The 18751-nt window shown below is 71.8% G+C and carries 18 protein-coding genes and 1 riboswitch; of the genes, 12 read left to right on the forward strand and 6 right to left on the reverse strand.

Features of this window, described 5'->3' with window-relative positions; all coding sequences use genetic code 11:
• Positions 1 to 56 precede the first annotated feature (56 nt).
• Positions 57 to 986: an LLM class F420-dependent oxidoreductase gene (locus JYK17_RS19085; RefSeq protein ID WP_222810867.1), complete on the reverse strand. Its 930-nt coding sequence runs from the start codon at positions 984 to 986 to the stop codon at positions 57 to 59.
• Positions 987 to 1052: 66 nt separating this feature from the next.
• Positions 1053 to 1739, reverse strand: a complete 687-nt coding sequence (locus JYK17_RS19090) for a DUF5995 family protein (protein ID WP_108011290.1) — start codon at positions 1737 to 1739, stop codon at positions 1053 to 1055.
• Positions 1740 to 1913: 174 nt separating this feature from the next.
• On the opposite strand from JYK17_RS19090, the gene JYK17_RS19095 reads away from it, so the two are divergent.
• Positions 1914 to 3026, forward strand: coding sequence for a glycoside hydrolase family 6 protein (locus JYK17_RS19095; protein WP_222810878.1), 1113 nt, complete (start codon positions 1914 to 1916; stop codon positions 3024 to 3026).
• On the opposite strand, the gene JYK17_RS19100 is transcribed toward JYK17_RS19095, so the two are convergent.
• On the reverse strand, positions 3005 to 4384 hold the full coding sequence (locus JYK17_RS19100) for a uracil-xanthine permease family protein (RefSeq protein ID WP_108011285.1): 1380 nt from the start codon (positions 4382 to 4384) through the stop codon (positions 3005 to 3007). The genes JYK17_RS19095 and JYK17_RS19100 overlap by 22 nt on opposite strands.
• 175 nt (positions 4385 to 4559) lie before the next feature.
• On the opposite strand from JYK17_RS19100, the gene JYK17_RS19105 reads away from it, so the two are divergent.
• Positions 4560 to 5819 (forward strand): alginate lyase family protein, encoded by a 1260-nt coding sequence (locus tag JYK17_RS19105; RefSeq protein WP_222810868.1) that lies wholly within the window; start codon positions 4560 to 4562, stop codon positions 5817 to 5819.
• Between the two features lie 100 nt (positions 5820 to 5919).
• Here the strand turns inward: JYK17_RS19105 and JYK17_RS19110 are convergent, their stop codons facing one another.
• Positions 5920 to 7131 carry an MFS transporter gene (locus tag JYK17_RS19110; protein WP_108011280.1) on the reverse strand — a complete coding sequence of 404 codons (1212 nt, stop codon included), beginning with the start codon at positions 7129 to 7131 and terminating at the stop codon, positions 5920 to 5922.
• A gap of 152 nt (positions 7132 to 7283) precedes the next feature.
• Here JYK17_RS19110 and JYK17_RS41370 point away from each other — a divergent pair, with 152 nt between their 5' ends.
• Positions 7284 to 8984, forward strand: coding sequence for an ROK family protein (locus JYK17_RS41370; RefSeq protein ID WP_222810869.1), 1701 nt, complete (start codon positions 7284 to 7286; stop codon positions 8982 to 8984).
• A gap of 89 nt (positions 8985 to 9073) precedes the next feature.
• Here JYK17_RS41370 and JYK17_RS19120 read toward each other — a convergent pair whose 3' ends face one another.
• Positions 9074 to 9808, reverse strand: coding sequence for an SDR family oxidoreductase (locus JYK17_RS19120; protein ID WP_128803615.1), 735 nt, complete (start codon positions 9806 to 9808; stop codon positions 9074 to 9076).
• 145 nt (positions 9809 to 9953) lie between these two features.
• Entirely contained in the window at positions 9954 to 10841 is an 888-nt protein-coding gene (locus JYK17_RS19125; protein WP_222810870.1) for an RNA polymerase sigma-70 factor, read from the reverse strand.
• A 227-nt stretch (positions 10842 to 11068) separates the two neighbouring features.
• Positions 11069 to 11199, forward strand: a riboswitch (FMN riboswitch).
• Between the two features lie 144 nt (positions 11200 to 11343).
• On the opposite strand from JYK17_RS19125, the gene JYK17_RS19130 reads away from it, so the two are divergent.
• The 9 genes from JYK17_RS19130 to JYK17_RS19170 all read left to right on the forward strand — a co-directional run bounded on the left by JYK17_RS19130 (position 11344) and on the right by JYK17_RS19170 (position 18731).
• A complete protein-coding gene (locus JYK17_RS19130) occupies positions 11344 to 11949 on the forward strand; it encodes a riboflavin synthase (RefSeq protein WP_108011268.1) in 606 nt (201 codons plus the stop codon).
• Positions 11946 to 12587 carry a nicotinamide riboside transporter PnuC gene (gene pnuC / locus JYK17_RS19135; protein ID WP_108011266.1) on the forward strand — a complete coding sequence of 214 codons (642 nt, stop codon included), beginning with the start codon at positions 11946 to 11948 and terminating at the stop codon, positions 12585 to 12587. The genes JYK17_RS19130 and pnuC overlap by 4 nt, the downstream gene beginning before the upstream one ends.
• Positions 12584 to 13873, forward strand: a complete 1290-nt coding sequence (locus tag JYK17_RS19140) for a bifunctional 3,4-dihydroxy-2-butanone-4-phosphate synthase/GTP cyclohydrolase II (RefSeq protein ID WP_128803616.1) — start codon at positions 12584 to 12586, stop codon at positions 13871 to 13873. The genes pnuC and JYK17_RS19140 overlap by 4 nt, the downstream gene beginning before the upstream one ends.
• A gap of 35 nt (positions 13874 to 13908) precedes the next feature.
• Positions 13909 to 14394 carry a 6,7-dimethyl-8-ribityllumazine synthase gene (gene ribH, locus JYK17_RS19145; RefSeq protein WP_108011261.1) on the forward strand — a complete coding sequence of 162 codons (486 nt, stop codon included), beginning with the start codon at positions 13909 to 13911 and terminating at the stop codon, positions 14392 to 14394.
• A gap of 34 nt (positions 14395 to 14428) precedes the next feature.
• Complete coding sequence (locus tag JYK17_RS19150; RefSeq protein ID WP_016434182.1) at positions 14429 to 14701, forward strand: phosphoribosyl-ATP diphosphatase; 273 nt, start codon at positions 14429 to 14431, stop codon at positions 14699 to 14701.
• 52 nt (positions 14702 to 14753) lie between these two features.
• On the forward strand, positions 14754 to 15611 hold the full coding sequence (hisG, locus tag JYK17_RS19155) for an ATP phosphoribosyltransferase (RefSeq protein WP_108011258.1): 858 nt from the start codon (positions 14754 to 14756) through the stop codon (positions 15609 to 15611).
• A gap of 13 nt (positions 15612 to 15624) precedes the next feature.
• Positions 15625 to 16080, forward strand: coding sequence for a PH domain-containing protein (locus JYK17_RS19160; RefSeq protein ID WP_108011256.1), 456 nt, complete (start codon positions 15625 to 15627; stop codon positions 16078 to 16080).
• A gap of 243 nt (positions 16081 to 16323) precedes the next feature.
• Entirely contained in the window at positions 16324 to 17649 is a 1326-nt protein-coding gene (locus JYK17_RS19165; RefSeq protein WP_108011254.1) for a hemolysin family protein, read from the forward strand.
• Entirely contained in the window at positions 17646 to 18731 is a 1086-nt protein-coding gene (locus tag JYK17_RS19170; protein ID WP_108011252.1) for a hemolysin family protein, read from the forward strand. Before JYK17_RS19165 ends, JYK17_RS19170 begins: the two co-directional genes overlap by 4 nt.
• The last annotated feature ends 20 nt before the right edge of the window (positions 18732 to 18751 follow it).

The following is an 18751-nucleotide window of genomic DNA, read 5'->3' on the forward strand; positions in this document are numbered from 1 at the left end:
GTGGCTGGTCGCGCAGTTCCCCGCGCCCCTTTGGGGCGCTGCTCGGACCCGGAGGATTAGATCCCTGCGGCGCGTGCCTTTTCGTACACCTCCGCTGCTACGTCCTGGAGTTCTCGGGCGTCGCGCAGGGTGCTCTGGAGGTCGATGATGATCTCGTCCGGGTCGGTGGCGGCGTAGGCGGCCAGGTCTTCGACGATCTGGTCCACGGTGCCGTGGAGGGGGCGGCGGGCGGTGCCCTCGTGGGGGTGCGTGGAGTGGCGGGCGCTGGCGCGCAGTACCGTGCGGATCGGGCGGGTGCGGCCGCGCTCGGCGGCCAGGTCCTCCAACTGGCGCCGCTGCGCGAGCAGTTGCTCGACGCCCGAGGCCACGGGCAGCCAGCCGTCCGCGCGGTCGACGAGCCGGATCATCGCCCTTTTGCCGGAGGCGGCCAGCAGAATCGGGATCGGCCGGGCGGGCTTGGGGCCGACCACCGCGGGGGCGATGCGCGTGAGGTGGCCGTCGTACGACACCGGGTCGGGGCCCCACACCGCCCGGCACACCTCGATCACCTCGTCGAGGGCCCGGCCGCGCTCCTCGAAGGGGCGCGCCGAGGCGGCCGCGTACTCGTCGTGCGACCAGCCCGTGCCGAGGCCCGCGACGACCCGACCGCCGCTCGCCGCGTCCAGCGTGCCGAGCGTCCTGGCCAGCTGGAACGGCCCGTGCAGCGGGGCCACCAGGACGCTGGTGCCGAGCCGGGCCCGCTGCGTGGCCGCGGCCGCCAGTGTCAGCGTGACCAGCGGGTCGGCGGCGCCTCGGTAGTGGTCCGGCCAGGGGAGGCCCTCCACGCCGTACAGGCCCTGGCGGGCCGGCTCGGGGAACAGAATCCGTTCGAACACCCACAGGCTCTCGTAGCCGGTCGCCTCGGCGGCCCGCGCCACGTCGGGGATGTCCCGGCCGAGGTGATACTGCCTGGTCTGGGGTAGCCCGAGTCCGAGCGCGACCGCCATGCCTGTGCTCCTTTGCGGAAGGTCCAGCGGTGTCGAACGTACAACGTCGATGCGGGAGTTGCGGGATCAGTCCCCGAGCGGGGTGAGCAGCATGCGGCCCGCGAAGCCGACGGCCGCGTCCAGGCGCTCGGTGAACTCCTCTGCCACGTCGGGTAGTCGGCGCAGCGCCCAGAGCGCCCGCGCCGCCGACCAACTGGCGTCCCGGGCGCGCTCCAGGCTCCAGGAGCCGAGCAGATGGGTGAGCGGGTCGGCGATCCGCAGCAGATCGGGGCCCGGCATCAGATCGTCGCGGATGCGCTCCTCCAGCGAGACGAGGAGATCGCCCACGCGGTCGAACTCGTCCTCCAGGTCGGCCGGTTCGCACCTCAACGTACGACAGCTGTCCACGACGGCGAGCGCCAGGTCGTGGCCGATGTGCGCGTTGATGCCCGCAAGCGCGAACTGCAGGGGACGTACGCCGGGATGGCGGCGGAACTGGAACAGGGGCCGCCAGCAGGCGGGCGCGCGCCGCCCGTCCGCCACCGTGTCGACGGCCGCGAGATAGCGCTCCGCGAACCGCACGTCCAGCGTGGCCGCGGCCCGCGCGTCCGGGAACCGTCCGGCGTCGATGCGCCGGTCCACCGCCTCGGTGACGACGAGGTACACGCGGTTGAAGACGGCGACCCCGTCCCGTGCGGGAAGGGTCGCGTCGAGGGCGCGCATACGGGAGACGACCGCGTCTACGGATGTGGTGAACTGTTCCAATTGCGCCATGGGGGAAGAATCCCAGTCCTAGGCTGACCGCGGTGGCGGCAGGTCCGACGCTTCCCCGGATCGGGGGAACGCATCCGCCGCCGGGGGAGGGGGAGCAGCACCGTGGCAGGCCCACGAGCCCAGCGGTCGGCCGCACACAGGGCCGGGCGCCGCCGCGCCGCCCGGCGGGGCGTCATGGTCGCGGCGGCCTCGGTCGTCGTCGCTGTCGGCACCGCGGCCGGCTTGATCAGTGCGCTCGGTGACGGCCGGGGCGCAGACGAGGCGAGGCCCGAGGTGACCGGCTCGCTGCGTCTCGAGCAGCTGCCGGTGGTGCCGTCCCCGTCGGTGAACTCCGCCTCGCCCTCAGCCGGTTCGAAGCGCACGGCGACTCTCGCTCCGTCCGCGACCAGGCCCGCGAGGAAGCCGCACACGGCCCCCGCCGCCACCGGCCTGTACCGCCACCCCGACTCCCAGGTGCTCGACTGGGTCCGCGCCCACCCGGGCGACCCGCGCACCGCGGTCATCAAGTCCCGTATCGCGGACCGGCCGGCCGCGGTGTGGTTCGCCGACTTCACCCCCTCGACCATCGCCTCCCGGGTCCGCGCGGTCACCTCCGGTGCCGCGGCGCAGGGCCGGGTTCCGGTCGTGGTGGCGTACGCGATACCGGGCCGGGACTGCGGCGGCGCCTCCGAGGGCGGGGCGCCCGACCTCGCCGCCTACGACGCCTGGATCGAGAAGTTCGCCTTAGGGCTCGGCTCCGGCGAGGTCGTCGTCATCCTCGAACCCGACTCGATCGCCCAGGCAGACTGCCTCTCCGAGAGCGACCGCGGCGCCCGATTCGCCTCGCTGGCCCGCGCGGGCCGCACCCTGAAGGCCGCCGACCCCAGGGCCCGGGTCTACTACGACGCGGGCCACTCCGACTGGAACCCGGCCGCCCGGCAGGCGTCGCTGCTGAAGCAGGCAGGCGCCGCCTCGCCCGCCTCCTCCGACGGCATCTTCAGCAACGTCTCCAACTTCCACACCACGGCCGACGAGATCGCCTACGACCGGCGGGTCCTCGCGGCCCTCGGCGGCCCCGCCGACCTGGGCGCCGTCATCGACACCAGCCGCAACGGCAACGGCGCCCCGGCCGACGGCGAGTGGTGCGACCCCGCGGGCCGCAGGATCGGCCGGCCGCCCACGCTCAGCACCGGCGAGGCCCGCATCGACGGATATCTGTGGGTGAAGCTGCCGGGGGAGTCGGACGGCTGCAAGGGCTCGCCCGGCACGTTCAGCGCGTCGTACGCCTACGACTTGGCCTCGCCGTAGGTGGACGTGCCCTCGTCGAGCAGCGGTTGCTGCTGCTTGAGATGGGCCGGTGCGAACGCTCGCAGCGCGTGGTAGCCGGTGATGACGACGACGGTGCCGAGCGCGATGCCGCTGAGCGAGAAGGTGTCGGTGAACTTCATGCTGACGTTGCCCACGCCGATGATGATGCCCGCCGCGGCCGGTACCAGGTTGAGCGGATTGCGCAGGTCCACCCGGGCGTTGGTCCAGATCTGCGCGCCGAGCAGGCCGATCATGCCGTAGAGGATGACGGTGATGCCGCCGAGGACGCCGCCCGGGATCGCGGCCACGACCGCGCCGAACTTCGGGCACAGGCCGAAGAGGAGGGCGAAGCAGGCGGCGGCCCAGTAGGCGGCGGTCGAGTAGACGCGGGTCGCGGCCATCACGCCGATGTTCTCGGAGTAGGTGGTGGTGGGCGGGCCGCCGACCGCGGTGGAGAGCACCGAGCCGATGCCGTCGGCGGCGATCGCCGTGCCGAGCCGGTCGTCCAGCGGGTCGCCGGTCATCTCGCCGACTGCCTTGACGTGCCCGGCGTTCTCGGCGACCAGGGCGATGACCACGGGCAGCGCGACCAGGATCGCCGACCAGTGGAACGACGGCCCGTGGAAGGAGGGCAGACCGATCCAGTCGGCCTTGCCGACACCCGACAGGTCGAGCCGCCAGTGGTCGGTGACCCTGCCGCTCGCGTCGGCGGAGTGGATACGGCCGAAGATCCGGTCGAAGGCCCAGGAGATGCCGTAGCCGAAGACCAGGCCGAGGAAGATGGCGATCCGGGACCAGAAACCACGAAGGCAGACGACGGCGAGACCGGTGAAGAGCATGACCAGCAGGGCGGTCCACTGGTCCTGCGGCCAGTACGTGGAAGCGGTGACCGGCGCGAGGTTGAAGCCGATCAGCATGACGACCGCGCCGGTGACGATCGGCGGCATCGCCGCGTGGATGATCCGCGCACCGAAGCGCTGCACGGCGAGGCCCACCAGGAACAGCGCGACGGCGACGACCAGGACCGCGCCGGTCACCGTGGCGCTCGTACCGCCCTGGGCGCGGATCACCGCGGCCACGCCCACGAACGACAGTGAGCAGCCCAGATAGCTGGGCACCCGGCCGCGGGTGGCGACCAGGAAGATCATGGTCGCGACGCCGGACATCATGATCGCGAGGTTGGGGTCGAGGCCCATCAGGACCGGTGCCACGAAGGACGCGCCGAACATGGCCACCACGTGCTGCGCGCCGAGGCCCGCCGTGCGGGGCCACGAGAGCCGTTCGTCCGGGCGTACCACCGCTCCGGGCGCGGGCGTGCGCCCGTCTCCGTGCAGCTTCCAGCGCACGCCGAGGTCCATGGTGAGTTCGCTTTCTGTACGAGATCTCTGTACGAGTTCTCTCCACGCATTTCCGTGTACGTGAAGAGTGTCCGGACCATTGTCACGGTTACCAGGACGTCCTACGCTCGCACGGTCCTCATCATGAACTGTATTCACTTATATGAACGCCACGTTCGGCTGATCGGAGTGCCAGATGAGTGGAAGATCCCGTGCCGCCGTCCTGCTGGCCGCGGTGCTGACCCTCGGAGCGGGCCTCGTCCCCTCCGCGCACGCGGCGCCCAGGGTCCCCGACACCGCCGTGCTCGACGGTGCCCGGCTGCAGCAGACCAAGCTCCGTCTGGACCGCGGTGATCCACAACTGCGCCGCGCCCTGCGGAACTTGACGGCGCGCGCCGACACCTGGCTGGACCAGGGTCCCTGGACGGTCGTCGACAAGCCGAAACCGGCACCCGGCGGCGACGTCCACGACTATCTGAGCCAGGCCCCCTACTGGTGGCCCACCACCACCCCGACCGCCGACAACCCCTGGGGCTGCCCGTACGTTCAGCGGGACGGACAGCGCAACCCCGAGGTCGACTCGGGCACCGACCGCCAGGACGTCGAGAAGGTCTTCGACTCGTCGTACGACCTCGCACTGGCCTGGTACTACACGGGCGAGCGGCAGTACGCCGAGAAGGCCGGGCAGATCCTGCGCACCTGGTTCCTCGACCCGGCCACGCGCATGAACCCCGACCTGAACCACGCGCAGTTCATCCCCTGCAAGTACGACGGCCGCGCCATCGGCATCATCGACTTCTCGCAGTCGTACACCGCCGTGGTCGACGCCCTCGCGGTCCTCGGCACGGCTGCCCCCGGCTGGACGAAGGACGACCGCGCCGGGATGACGAAGTGGAACACCGACTTCCTGGACTGGCTGAAGAACAGCGACTTCGGCAAGCAGGAGGGCGCGGCGGACAACAACCACGGCACCTTCTACGACATGCAGCTCGCCGCCCTCGCGTACGCGACCGGCGACCGGGCGCTGGCCCGCCGGACCGTGCTGGACGCTCGGGCGCAGCGGATCGACCCGCAGATCGCGGGCGACGGCAGCCAGCCGCAGGAGCTCGCGCGGACGCGGAGCTGGCACTACTCCACCTTCGACCTGGTGGCCTACACCCGGCTCGCCGCCATCGGTCGGCACGTCGGCGTGAACCTGTGGGCCTATCAAGGGCCGGACGGTCAGGGCCTGTTCAAGGCCGTGGACTTCCTGCTGCCCGCCGCGACCGGCGCCGCCCCATGGCCGTATCCGGAGCTGGAGTTCCACCGCTTCGCGGCGAGCGACGTCGTCCACGCGGCGGCGGACGCCGGGGACAGGGCGGCACGCCAAGCCGTCCCGAAGCTGGAGACACCGCCCGGCGGCGACCTCTGGGAGCTGCGGCCGGCGGCCGAGCAGTTGGACTCGATAGCAGGCTGACCGGCCCCCCGACCGGGGTTCCCGGGCGCCCGCCGAGGAGTGAGCGTCCCCCACCGCTTGCTCCCGGCGCCCGGGAACCCCTCCCCGCTTCGCGAACCCTTCAGGGCCGCGGGTCGGGAACGGGTGTGCTGGGGTGGGCGACCTGGGTGCGGTTGCGTTCGCCGGACCGGAGGACTCCCGCGAAGGCCGCGAGGCCGCAGGCCAGGACTGTCACCAGGACGAAGGAGATCATCAGGTTCGTCGCCTGGGCGACGCCGCCGATCAGGCTCGGTGCGATCAGGCCGGAGGTGTACGTGATGGTCGCGACGCCCGCGATGGCCTGGCTCGGGTTGGGCCCGCTGTGCCCGGCCGCCGCGAAGCACAACGGCACGACCACGGCGATGCCGAGGCCCATCAGCGCGAACCCGCTCATCGCCACCACCGGATGACCGGCGAGGACGATCAGCACTCCGCCCACGACGGCGAGGGCCCCGCCGGCCCGGACCGTACGGACCGCGCCGAACCGGTTGACCACCGCGTCGCCCACCAGCCGGGCCACCGCCATGGTGAGCATGAACCCGGTGGTGCAGGCGGCCGCCAGACCCGCCGAGGTCTCCAGCCGGTCGCGCAGATAGACCGCCGACCAGTCCAGGCTCGCGCCCTCCGCGAACACCGCGCAGAAGCCGACCGCGCCGATCAGCAGCGCGGACTTGGGCGGCAACGCGAACCTCGGCGGCGGCTCCTCGTCCTCGGCGGGCTGCAGGTCGAGCACCCAGCGGCAGGCCAGCATGCCGAGGAGCGTGAGCGTCGCCGCGGCCAGCGCGAAGTGCACGCGCGCGTCCGCGCCGAGGTGCGCGGCGAGCGTGCCGGCCGCCGAACCGATCAGGGCGCCCGCGCTCCACATGCCGTGCAGCCCGGACATGATCGACTTGTCGAGCAGCCGCTCCACCTCGACACCCAGCGCGTTCATGGCGACGTCGGCCATGCCCGCGCTCGCGCCGTAGACGAACATCGCCAGGCACAGGGTGTACAGGTTCGGCGCGAGCGACGGAAGGATCAGGGACAGCGTCCACAGCGCGATCAGTCCGCGCAGCGCCGCACGGCTGCCGAAGCGGTGACTGATCCGGCCGGCCAGGGGCATCGAGCAGGAGGCACCGAACGCCGTGAAGGCGAGGGCGAAGCCGAGCTGTCCCGCGCTGAGCGAGGCATGGTCCTGGACCCAGGGCACCCGGGTCGCGAAGGAGCCCGTGACGGCTCCGTGCACGGCGAACACGGCGGCCACCGCGTACCGGGCACGCCTCACCTCGCGCAGGTCGCGGACCACGTCGCTCATCCTCCGGCCCCTCCCGGTCTCACCGTCTCCAGGGTTCCCCACCAGCGCCCGGTAAACTATCAGGAACCCTGCCTGATAGATAGGGCTTTCCCGGCCGTGCGACCGCACGGACCTCGTGCGGTGCGGCCCCGCCGATCTGGAAGGATCCCGGCATGCCTGCATCTCCGAGCACCGCCCGGGCCATCAACGACCGGCTCGCCCTGCGCCTGCTCCAGGAGGAAGGCCCGCTCACGGCAGGGCAGTTGAAGCAGCTGACCGGACTGTCCAGACCGACCGTCGCCGACCTCGTGGAACGCCTGACCGTCTCCGGGCTGATCACCGTGGTCGGGGAGGCGGGGGAGCAGCGGCGCGGGCCGAACGCCAAGCTGTACGGGATCGTCGCCGACCGCGCGCATCTGGCCGCGCTGGACGTGCGCACCGAGAGCGTGCGCGTGGTGGTGACCGACCTGGTGGGCCGGGTGCTCGCCGAGGCGTCCGTGCCGATCGGCGGGGACACGGGTACGGGGCCGGTGGTGGAGCAGGCGGTCGCGCTGGTCGAAGGCGCGGCGAAGGAGGCCGGGGCGACGGGTGCGCCCGCGCGCGACGCCGGCCGGGCGTGGGGGCGCCTGCACACCGTGGGCATCGGCGCTCCCGGCCTGATCGACCCGACCATCGGCGAACTGCGCGACTCCTCCGGCCTGCCCGAATGGCACCGCCGTCTCGTCGCCGCCGTCCAGGACCGGTTCCCCGAGGCACGCGTCGATGTCGGCAACGAGGCCAACCTCGCGGCACTCGCCGAACAGCGCGACGGCGCCGCCCACGACCGCGACACCTTCGTCCTCCTCTGGCTCAGCCACGGCACCGGCGCAGCAGTGGTCCTGGACGGCGCCCTACGCCGCGGCGCCTCAGGCGGCACCGGCGAGATCGGCTTCCTGCCGGTACCAGGAACCATCGGACTACCCTCCGCGACGGACTGCGCCGGAGGCTTCCACTCCCTGGCGGGATCGGCGGCGATCGTGGAGCTGGCGGGGGAGTACGGGTTGACGGCCGAGGACGCGGCGGAGAGGCCGGCCGCGGCGGGGGTGGTGCGGGCGGCGGTGGACTTGGTGGGGCGGGGGGCGTGGGGTGCTGAGGCGGATCCGGGGCGCGGGGAGGCTGCCGGCTCGCTCGGCAGGGGGGACGTCGGCTCGGTTCGCAGCGAAGATGCCGGCTCGGTCGGCGGTGGGCGTGCGGCGCAGGGTGGTGGCGAGGACGCCGGTCCGGCCGGCATGGGGGAGGCCAGCTCTGCTCGCAGCGGGGACGCGAGCTCAGTTGGCGGTGAGCGCGCCGTGCAGGATCGTGGCGAGGACGTCGGCTGGGCTCGAAGGGAGCGCGACGGCTCGGCTGGCGGCGAGCGCGCCATGCGGGATCGTGGCGCGGACGCCGGTCCGGCCGGCAGAGGGGACCTCGGCTCCGCTCGCAGCGGGGGCGCGGGCTCGGCTCGCGGCGAGCGCGCCGTGCAGGATTGCAACCAGGACGCGGGCCCAGCTGGCAGCGGGCACGCCGACCCGCCCAGCGGCGAGCGCACCGCGCAGAACCCTGCGCGCATCGAGGTGGCCGGGCGTTTCCTCGATGCCCTCGCCGATCGGCTCGCCGTTGGTGTCGCCTCCGTGGTGGCGATTCTTGACCCCGGGTGTGTCGTTCTGGGCGGTGAGGTCGGACAGGCCGGTGGCAAGGAGCTTGCCCGGCGTGTGGAGGATCGCGTTCGCCGTATGTCCCCGCTGGCCACCGAGGTCCGCCCGAGTACGCTCGGCGGCGCCGCCGTTCTGCGCGGCGCCCTGCTCACGGCGCGGGACCAGGCCCAGGACGAACTGTTCGCGCCTCCGGAACGGTAGTTCCCTCCGGGGGTTCTGCGGGCCCGGTGCCCCTCGAACTCGCCTGAGGGCACTGAAAACTGCGGCCCCGCCGCCTCACACCCGCCGTCTCACACCCTCCGCAGATACTCCTCGAACGTCCCCTTCCCCGTCGCCTGCTCCGGCGCCAGATGTCCCCCCTGGCGGACGGCGCGGTACGTCCTGCCCCACAGCGGCACGTTGAGGATCGCGCGACGGCGACCCGTCGACTTGAGCCAGGCGCGGGCCAGGGACTCCAAGGTACGGATCTCGGGGCCGCCCATGTCCTGGACGCGCCCGGCGGGCGCCTGACCCGCCAACTCGGCCAGCCGCTGCGCCACTTCGGCCACCTCGACCGGCTGGTCCCGCACCCCGGCCGGCAGCAGCAGGACCGGCAGCTTGGCCAGCGCCCGGAAGATCATCACGGGCAGATCGTGGAACTGCGTCGCGCGCAGCACCGTCCAGCCGATGCCCGACTCCTCGATCAGCTTCTCCACCGCGAGCTTGGCCTTGTAGTAGCCGAGCGGCACCTCGTCGACGCCGACGATCGAGATGTAGACCAGATGCCGTACACCCGCCCGTCGCGCCGCCTCCACCAGGTTCCGCGCGGCCTTCTCGTCACCGCCGGTCTGCGTGGTCGCGCAGTGCACGACCGTGTCCACGCCGTCGACCGCGGCGTCCAGCCCGGCACCGCCCTTGCGCAGGTCGACGGCGTACGGCGGGGTGTGCCGGCTGAGCACCCGCACCTCGTGACCGTCCGCACGCAACCGCTCGGTGACGAGCCGGCCGAGGGTACCGGTGCCGCCGGTCACCAGGATCGTGGTCATGCTGTTCAGCTCCTTCGACGCCGGGCGCTCCCGGACGGAACACCCTTCGGCAACTGAGACCGAGCAGCCGGTGCCCGATGTGACAACCCGCTACGACTGCCTCAACCGCGCCTCACCCACGGCCCGTCCATGCCTCTTCCGCGCCTCAGCCCTGTCTCAGCTGACGCTGCGCGAAGACCAGCTTGTCCGGGTTCAGTACGGTCCGCACGTGGGAGGTCAGCCCGTCCCGCATCTCGAACGCGACCAGGCCGAAGAGCAGGTCGCCGTCCCATACGGCCACCCCCTGGGCGCCGTTGACCTCGAGCGTGGTCAAGGAGAGCCCGGAGAGGTACCGCTGGACGATACCCACCACGAGCCGCGCCACCTTGTCGGGCCCCTCCACCGCGCGCAGCGCCGCGCGGACCTTGCCGCCGCCGTCGCTGGAGAAGGTCACGTCCGCCGTCAGCAGCTTCTCCAGGCTCGCCAGATCACCGTCTCGCGCCGCCGTGATGAAGGAGGTGACGAGCTCCTCCTGCTGCTCGGGCGCCGGCTCGAACCGGGCCCGCTCCTCGCTCACCCGCTGCACCGCCCGCCGGTGCAGCTGGCGGGAGTTGGCCTCCGTCAGGTCGAGCGCCTCGGCGATCTCGCGGTGGCCGTAGCCGAAGGCCTCGCGCAGCACGTACACCGCGCGCTCGGTCGGACCGAGCCGCTCCAGCAGGACCAGCATCGCGAGCGACACCGCCTCGCGCTGCTCCGCCGACTCCAGCGGGCCGAGCGTCCCGCCCGAGGTGACCACCGGCTCCGGCAGCCAGACCCCGACGTAGCTCTCGCGCCGGGCGCGCGCCGAGGTCAGCCGGGTGAGACAGAGGTTGGTGACGACCTTGGCGAGCCAGGCCGCCGGGTGCTCGATGCCCGTACGATCAGCCCCGCTGAAGCGCAGATAGGCGTCCTGGACCGCGTCCTCGGCCTCGTCCGCCGAGCCCAGCATGCGGTAGGCGAGACCGAACAGCCGCGGGCGGTGCGTCTCGAACTCGTCGGCGATCGCGCTGCTCATGGGCACCACCCTGCCAGAGCGCCGCTGCCCGGGAGTTGGGGGCCCGGCGGCGGGCAAGGGCCGTCGTCACCACCGCCGGGCCGGACTGCGGGTCCAAAAGGACTAGACCAAAGGGTCCAGCAGATCGGGATGGTTGAGAAGTCCACAGTCACGTCCTGTGAGCCAACGCACACCCTTCGCCCGTATGGACGACGATCGGGCGTGGCACACTGACTCTGTACCAGAAGCAGCGCACTCCGGGGTCGGTGTAATTCCGAACCGGCGGTTACAGTCCGCGACCCGGCCGCTTCCAGCGGCCGGTTGACCAGGTGAAACTCCTGGACCGACGGTTAAAGTCCGGATGGGAGGCAGTGCGCGGCGGGCGGGCATTCGTGCGCGCCGCCGTATCGGTTCCGTCCTGCGGGACGAGAGCGTCCGGCGTCGCCCCCGGTGTCCTCGCCCGTTCATTCTGTCGTCATCGACAGGCCCCGGAGTCCGTGCCCGAAGAGGGAGGACCCGGGAAGTGTTCACCGGAATCGTCGAAGAGCTGGGCGAGATCACCGCCGTCGAGGACCTCGGCGACGCCTGTCGCTTCCGAGTGCGCGGCCCCGTCGTCACCGAGGGCGCGAAACACGGTGACTCCATCGCGGTGAACGGCGTATGCCTCACGGTCGTGGACCACGAGGGCGACGAGTTCACCGCCGACGTCATGGCCGAGACCCTCGTCCGCTCCAGCCTCGGCGCACTCTCCGTGGGCTCCCGCGCCAACCTCGAACGCCCCATGGCCGTCGGCGCCCGCCTCGGCGGCCACATCGTGCAGGGCCATGTCGACGGCACGGGCCAGATCCTGGAGCGCAAGCCCTCCGACCACTGGGAGATCGTCAAGGTCTCCCTCCCCGCGGACCTGACCCGCTATGTCGTGGAGAAGGGCTCGATCACCGTCGACGGCATCAGCCTCACCGTGGTCGACGCGGGCCCCGACTACTTCACGGTCAGCCTCATCCCGACCACCCTCGCCCTGACCACGCTCGGCCACAAGCAGCCCGGCGACCCGGTCAACCTCGAGGTCGACGTCGTCGCCAAGTACGTCGAGCGCCTGCTCGGCAGCGCTCAGGGAGCAGACCGGTGAACTGGCTGAACTCCGAGGCGTTCACCCTGTTCGGCCAGCACATCATCTGGTCGGACATGATCGGCAACGTCCTCGGCCTGATCACCCTCGCCCTCGGCTGGCGCCGCTCCCTGCTGACCTGGCCGGTGCAGTTCCTCTCCGGCCTGGTCCTCTTCGTCGCCTTCTACGGCCATCTGGCCGGCAGCGCGGGCAAGCAGACCGTCGTCATGGCCGTAGCCCTGTACGGCTGGTGGCAGTGGAGCCGCAGCAAGGACCGGGCGCAGGACGGCCACATCGTCCCGCGGTTCGCCACCTGGCGGGAGCGCGGCGCGATGGTCGCCGCCGCCGCGGTCGGCACGGTCGCGGTCGCCCTCCTGTTCAAGGCCTACCCGTCGCTGTCCTGGGACCCCTGGCCCGACGCCTACATCTTCGTCGGCACCGTCGTCGCCATGTACGCGCAGGCCCGCGGCATGGTCGAGTTCTGGATCGCCTGGCTCCTGGTGGACGTCGTCGGCGTCCCCCTCAACTTCGCCAACGGCTACGCCTTCTCCGGCTTCGTCTACGTCATCTACGGCGCACTCGTCCTGTGGGGCATGCGCGACTGGTGGCTGCGCTCCCGCGACGGCGCGCGGCCCGTCCTGGAAGGAGCGCCGGCATGACTTCGGCACCCATTCTCTACAGCACCGACGGCATCGAGGACTGGTCGCTCGACCCGATCGAGCAGGCCGTCGCCGACATCGCGGCCGGCCGCCCCATCGTGGTGGTCGACGACGAGGACCGCGAGAACGAGGGCGACCTCGTCGTCGCCGCCGAGAAAATCACCCCCGAGATCGTCGCCTTCATGATGAGCGAGTGCCGCGGCCTGATCTGCGCCCCCATGGAGGGCGAGGAGCTGGACCGGCTGAAGCTGCCGCAGATGGTGGACGACAACACCGAGTCGATGAGGACCGCGTTCACGGTCTCCGTCGACGCCTCCGCCGCGCACGGCGTCACCACCGGCATCTCGGCAGCCGACCGCGCCACCACGCTCCAGCTGCTGGCGAGCGGCGACGCCGAACCGTCCGACTTCGTGCGCCCCGGCCATATCTTCCCGCTGCGCGCCAGGTCCGGCGGGGTCCTGACCCGCGACGGCCACACCGAGGCCGCCGTGGACCTGGCCCGGCTCGCGGGACTGCGCCCGGCCGGCGCGATCGTCGAGATCGCCGGCGAGGACGGCCGGATGCTGCGGCTGCCCGAACTGATCCCGTTCGCCCGCAAGCACGGCCTGACGATCATCTCCATCGAGGACCTGATCGCCTACCGCCGAGCCTCCGAGCCCACGGTCCGCCGCGAGGCCGAGACCCAACTGCCCACCAAACACGGCCAGTTCACGGCCTACGGCTACCGCTCCACCGTCGACGGCGTCGAGCACGTCGCCCTCGTCCACGGCGAGATCGGCGACGGCGAGGACGTCCTCGTCCGGGTCCACTCCGAGTGCCTGACCGGCGACATCTTCGCCTCCCTGCGCTGCGACTGCGGCCCCCAGCTGGACGCCTCCCTGAAGCGCATCCAGGCCGAGGGCAGGGGAGTGGTGGTCTACCTGCGCGGGCACGAGGGCCGCGGCATCGGGCTGCTGTCCAAGCTGCGCGCGTACGAACTCCAGGAGCGCGGCCGCGACACCCTCGACGCCAACCTCGAACTGGGCCTGCCCGCCGACGCCCGCGACTACGGCGCGGGCGCGCAGATACTGGCGGACCTCGGCGTTCGGAGCGTCCGCCTGATGACCAACAACCCCGACAAGACCGACGCACTGGTCCGCCACGGCATCGCGGTCTCCGGCCGCGAGCCGATGCCGGTGCAGGCGGGCGAGCACAACCTCCGCTACCTGCGCACCAAGCGGGACCGGATGGGGCACGATCTGCCCTGGCTGGACACGGCTCCCGCGTCCACCTGCGGCAACCAGTAAGACATGTTCAAAAGGCACGAAGGAGACACGGGAACGTGAGCGGCAAGGGCGCACCGGAGCTGTCGGTACGGAACGTCGGGGACCTCAGGGTCGCCGTCATCGCGGCGCAGTGGCACGAGAAGGTGATGGACGGCCTGGTGGACGGCGCACTGCGCGCCCTGCACGACCTCGGGATCGACGAGCCGACCCTGCTGCGGGTGCCCGGCAGCTGGGAACTCCCGGTCGTCGCCAAGGCCCTCGCGGGCCGCGGCTACGACGCGATCGTCGCCCTGGGCGTCGTCATCCGCGGCGGCACCCCCCACTTCGACTACGTGTGCCAGGGCGTCACCCAGGGCCTCACCCAGGTCTGCGTCGACACCGGGGTGCCGGTCGGCTTCGGCCTGCTCACCTGTGACAACGAGGAGCAGGCCCTGGACCGGGCCGGTCTGCCCGGCTCCAACGAGGACAAGGGCCACGAGGCGGTGACCGCGGCGGTGGCGACCGCGGCCACGCTCCGCTCAGTATCCGAACCGTGGCACTGACACATCCGGTGTGTGGCATAGGCTGAGCGTCACCATGTCCAAGAAGACGTTCGAGGAGCTCTTCACCGAGCTCCAGCACAAGGCCGCCCACGGCGACCCCGCCACTTCCCGTACCGCAGAACTGGTCGGCAAGGGCGTCCATGCCATCGGCAAGAAGGTCGTCGAAGAGGCCGCCGAGGTATGGATGGCCGCCGAGCACGAGGGCAAGGAGGCAGCCGCCGAGGAGATCTCGCAGCTGCTGTACCACGTCCAGGTGATGATGGTCGCCCGCGGCATCTCCCTGGACGACGTCTACGCCCATCTGTAAGCCGCCCCGGCTCAGAGCACACCCACCCCATCACGCAAAGGAAGCCGACCTCATGCTGCGCATCGCCGTCCCCAACAAGGGTTCCCTGTCAGGCCCTGCGGCGGAGATGCTGCATGAGGCCGGCTACCGCCAGCGCCGCGAGTCCAAGGAACTGCGCACCGTCGACCCGTCGAACGAGGTCGAGTTCTTCTACCTCCGCCCCCGCGACATCGCGATCTACGTCTCCTCCGGGAAGCTCGACATCGGCATCACCGGCCGCGATCTGCTGATCGACTCCGGCGCCCACGCCGAGGAGATCCTCCCGCTCGGCTTCGCCCGCTCCACCTTCCGCTTCGCCGCCAAGCCGGGCACCGCGAACGGACTGGCGGACCTGAAGGGCAGGACGGTCGCCACCTCCTACGAGGGCATCGTCGAGGGTCACCTCACCGAGCACGGCGTCGACGCCTCCGTCGTCCACCTCGACGGCGCCGTGGAGACGGCGATCGAGCTGGGCGTCGCCGAGGTCATCGCCGACGTCGTCGAGACCGGCACCTCGCTGCGCAACGCGGGCCTGGAGGTCTTCGGCGAGCCGATCATGAAGTCCGAGGCCGTCGTGATCCGCCGTACGGGCGCCGACGCCGATGAGAGCGCCGAGCCCAAGGTCCAGCAGTTCCTGCGCCGCCTCCAGGGTGTCCTGGTGGCCCGGACGTACGTGATGATGGACTACGACTGCCGCGTCGAGCAGCTGGAGAAGGCCGTGGCCCTCACCCCGGGTCTGGAGTCCCCGACCATCTCCCCGCTGCACAACGAGGGCTGGGTCGCCGTCCGTGCCATGGTCCCCACCAAGGACGCCCAGCGCATCATGGACGACCTGTACGCGATCGGCGCCCGGGCCATCCTGACCACTGCCATCCACGCCTGCCGTCTCTGAGGGGTACGCAGAGATGTCCGAGCTGCCCGCTCTTCCCGTCACGTTCCGGCCGGGCCGCACCCGCGCCGTCCTGCTCGCCTCCGGTGCCGTGATCTTCGTGGTCATCACGACGGTCGCGCTGCTGCTCGAGCACCTCGGCCCGGGCGAGCGCATGAGCTTCGTCCTCACGGCCGCGCTGCTGTTCGCCGTGCTCGCCCAGCTGGGCCGGGTGAAGGTCGTCGCCGACGAGTCCGGCGTCACGGTCGTGAACATCGTCGGCAGGCGGCGCCTGGCCTGGGCCGAGATCGTGCAGGTGAACCTGCGGCCCGGCGATCCCTGGGTGTTCCTCAACCTCAGCGACGGCACCAGCCTGCCCGCGCTCGGCATCCAGCCGGGCATCGCCAAGCAGCGCGCCATCGCCGACGCGCGCACCCTGCGCGCCCTCGCGGAGGCCCGGTCCGTCAGGGATCCTGAGCAGCATCAGGGCTGATCGGGGCGGTCCCGGGCGATCTGAGAGCCGCCCGGGACAAGTCCGCACTGCCGTAGTACCCCTTGTCTTGATTAATCTGTTGTCGGAGGCGCTGTCGTTGCGCCTCCACCGCTGATGCTCCCGCCGGTCTCCACCGGCCCTCAGCGGGCCCCTGCTACCCGAGGAGTGACTCCCTCCAGCGATGGACGGATCGTCCTGTAGTACCTGCGCCGTCCCCTCTTCGCACCACGAGGCGGCGGCATCATGACCACGCCCCTGCTCCTTCTCGCAGCGGCCTTCCTGCTGATCCTGGCCAACGGCTTCTTCGTCGCCGCGGAGTTCGGCCTGGTCACGGTCGAGTCCACGGACGCCGAGAAGGCCGCGGCCGAAGGCGACAAGCGGGCCCGCCGGGTCGCCGAGTCGCTGCGGCAGCTGTCCTTCCAGCTCTCCGGCACCCAGCTCGGCATCACCATCACCTCCCTCGTCGTCGGCATGCTCGCCGAACCGGCGCTCGGGGCACTGCTGCGCGGCCCCTTCACGGCCGTCGGCGTCCCCGACGGCGCGGTCTCCTCGGTCGCGGTGGTCGTCGGCATGCTGCTGGCCTCCGCCGTGCAGATGGTCATCGGCGAGCTCGTGCCCAAGAACTGGGCGGTGTCCAAGCCGATGCAGGTCGCGCGCTTCGTCGCGGGCCCGCAGCACGCCTTTGCCCGGCTGTTCCGCCCGGTCATCTCCGCGCTGAACACCGTGGCCAACCGCCTGGTGCGTGCCCTGGGCGTCGAGCCCGCCCAGGAGCTGGCCTCCGCCCGCACCCCCGGCGAACTCGTCTCCCTCGCCCGGCACTCCGCCCAGGCCGGCGCCCTGGAACAGGACACCGCCGACCTCTTCGTACGGACGCTGTCGCTGGGCGAGCTGACCGCGCAGCACGTGATGACCCCGCGGGTGAAGGTGAGCGCGCTGCAGTCGTCGGCGACCGCCGAGGACGTGGTCAACCTCACCCGTGCCACCGGACTGTCCCGCTTCCCGGTCTACAAGGAGCGGATCGACGAGGTCGTCGGCATGGTCCACCTCAAGGACGCCCTGGCCGTCCCGGCGCACGACCGGCTGCGCACCCCCGTCGGCCGCATCGCCCGCCCGGCGCTGCTCGTTCCCGAGACCCTGCCGGTCCAGCCGCTGCTGGCCCAGCTGCGCAGCGAGCAGCCCATCGCGGTCGTCGTCGACGAGTACGGCGGCACGGCGGGCGTCGTCACCCTGGAGGACATCGTCGAGGAGATCGTCGGCGAGGTCCGCGACGAGCACGACGGGCAGGACGTGCCCGAACTCGCCGCCGCCCCGGCCGAGGACGGCAGGCCCGCCTGGGACGCCGACGGCAGCTGCCGTGTCGACATCCTGCAGCGCATAGGCCTGGACGTGCCCGAGGGGCCGTACGAGACCGTCGCCGGGCTGATCGCCGACCGGCTCGGCCGGATCCCGGCCGTCGGCGACCGGGCCGAGCTGCCGGGCTGGCGGCTGACCGTGCGCCGCGTGGGGCACTACCGCGCCGAGCGGGTCCGGCTGGTGCGCACCGGACCGGTCGTGGAGGTCGCCCGATGAGCGTGCTCCAACTCCTGTTCGCCGCCCTGCTGGTGCTGACCAACGGCTTCTTCGTCGGCGCCGAGTTCGCGCTCGTGTCCGTACGCCGCAGCCAGATCGAACCGCTCGGCACGGCCCGCGCCCGCCAGGTCCTCTACGGCCTGGAGCGGCTGCCGCAGATGATGGCCGCGGCGCAGTTCGGCATCACCGTCTGCTCGCTGACGCTGGGCGCGGTGGCCGAACCGACCGTCGCGCATCTGCTGGAGCCGGTCTTCGAGTGGATCCACCTTCCGGACGGGACGATCCACCCGCTGGGCTATGTCATCGCGCTCGCCGCGGTCGTCTTCTTCCACCTCGTCATCGGCGAGATGGTCCCGAAGAACCTGGCGATGGCGGCCCCGGAGAAGGTCGCGGTGTGGCTCGCTCCCGGCCTGGTGGCCTTCGCCCGCGTCTGCAGGCCGATCACCGTCGCGCTCGGCGCCTGCGCGCAGGCGATCCTGCGGCTGTTCCGGGTCGAGCCCAAGGACGAGGTCGAGGCCGTCTTCACCAGCGAGCAGCTCAACCGCCTGGTGGAGGACTCCGGCCAGGCGGGCCTGCTGGACCCCGAGGAGCAGGAACGCCTCGAGGACGCACTGGAGTTGGGCTCCCGCCCGGTGACGGACGTCCTGCTGAGGGCGGAGTCCCTGGTGACGGTGCCGCCGTCGGTCACCCCGGGCCGGATCGTCGAACTCACCGCGCGCACCGGGTACTCCCGGTTCCCGATCGCCGCGGAGAACGGCGCCTTCATGGGCTATCTGCATGTGAAGGACGTACTGGACCTGGAGGACTCCGAGCGGGCGGTGCCGCAGCAGCTGTGGCGTCCGATGACGACCCTGCGCTCCGAACTGCCCCTGGACGACGCCCTGACGGTGATGCGTCGGGCGGCCACGCATCTGGCCCAGGTGGCCGACGCGTCCGGCAAGGTGCTGGGCCTGGTCGCCCTGGAGGACGTGCTGGAGCTCCTGGTCGGCGAGGTCACGGACCCGGCGCACCGCGACGTGCCGCCGGTGAAGGTGACCGAGCCGCGGGCCAGCGGTGAGCCGGAGAACGCGCTGACCGCCTGACCACTCGACCGCCTGACCGC

The organism is Streptomyces plumbidurans, from assembly GCF_019857225.1.
In the GTDB taxonomy this organism is placed as follows: domain Bacteria; phylum Actinomycetota; class Actinomycetes; order Streptomycetales; family Streptomycetaceae; genus Streptomyces; species Streptomyces plumbidurans.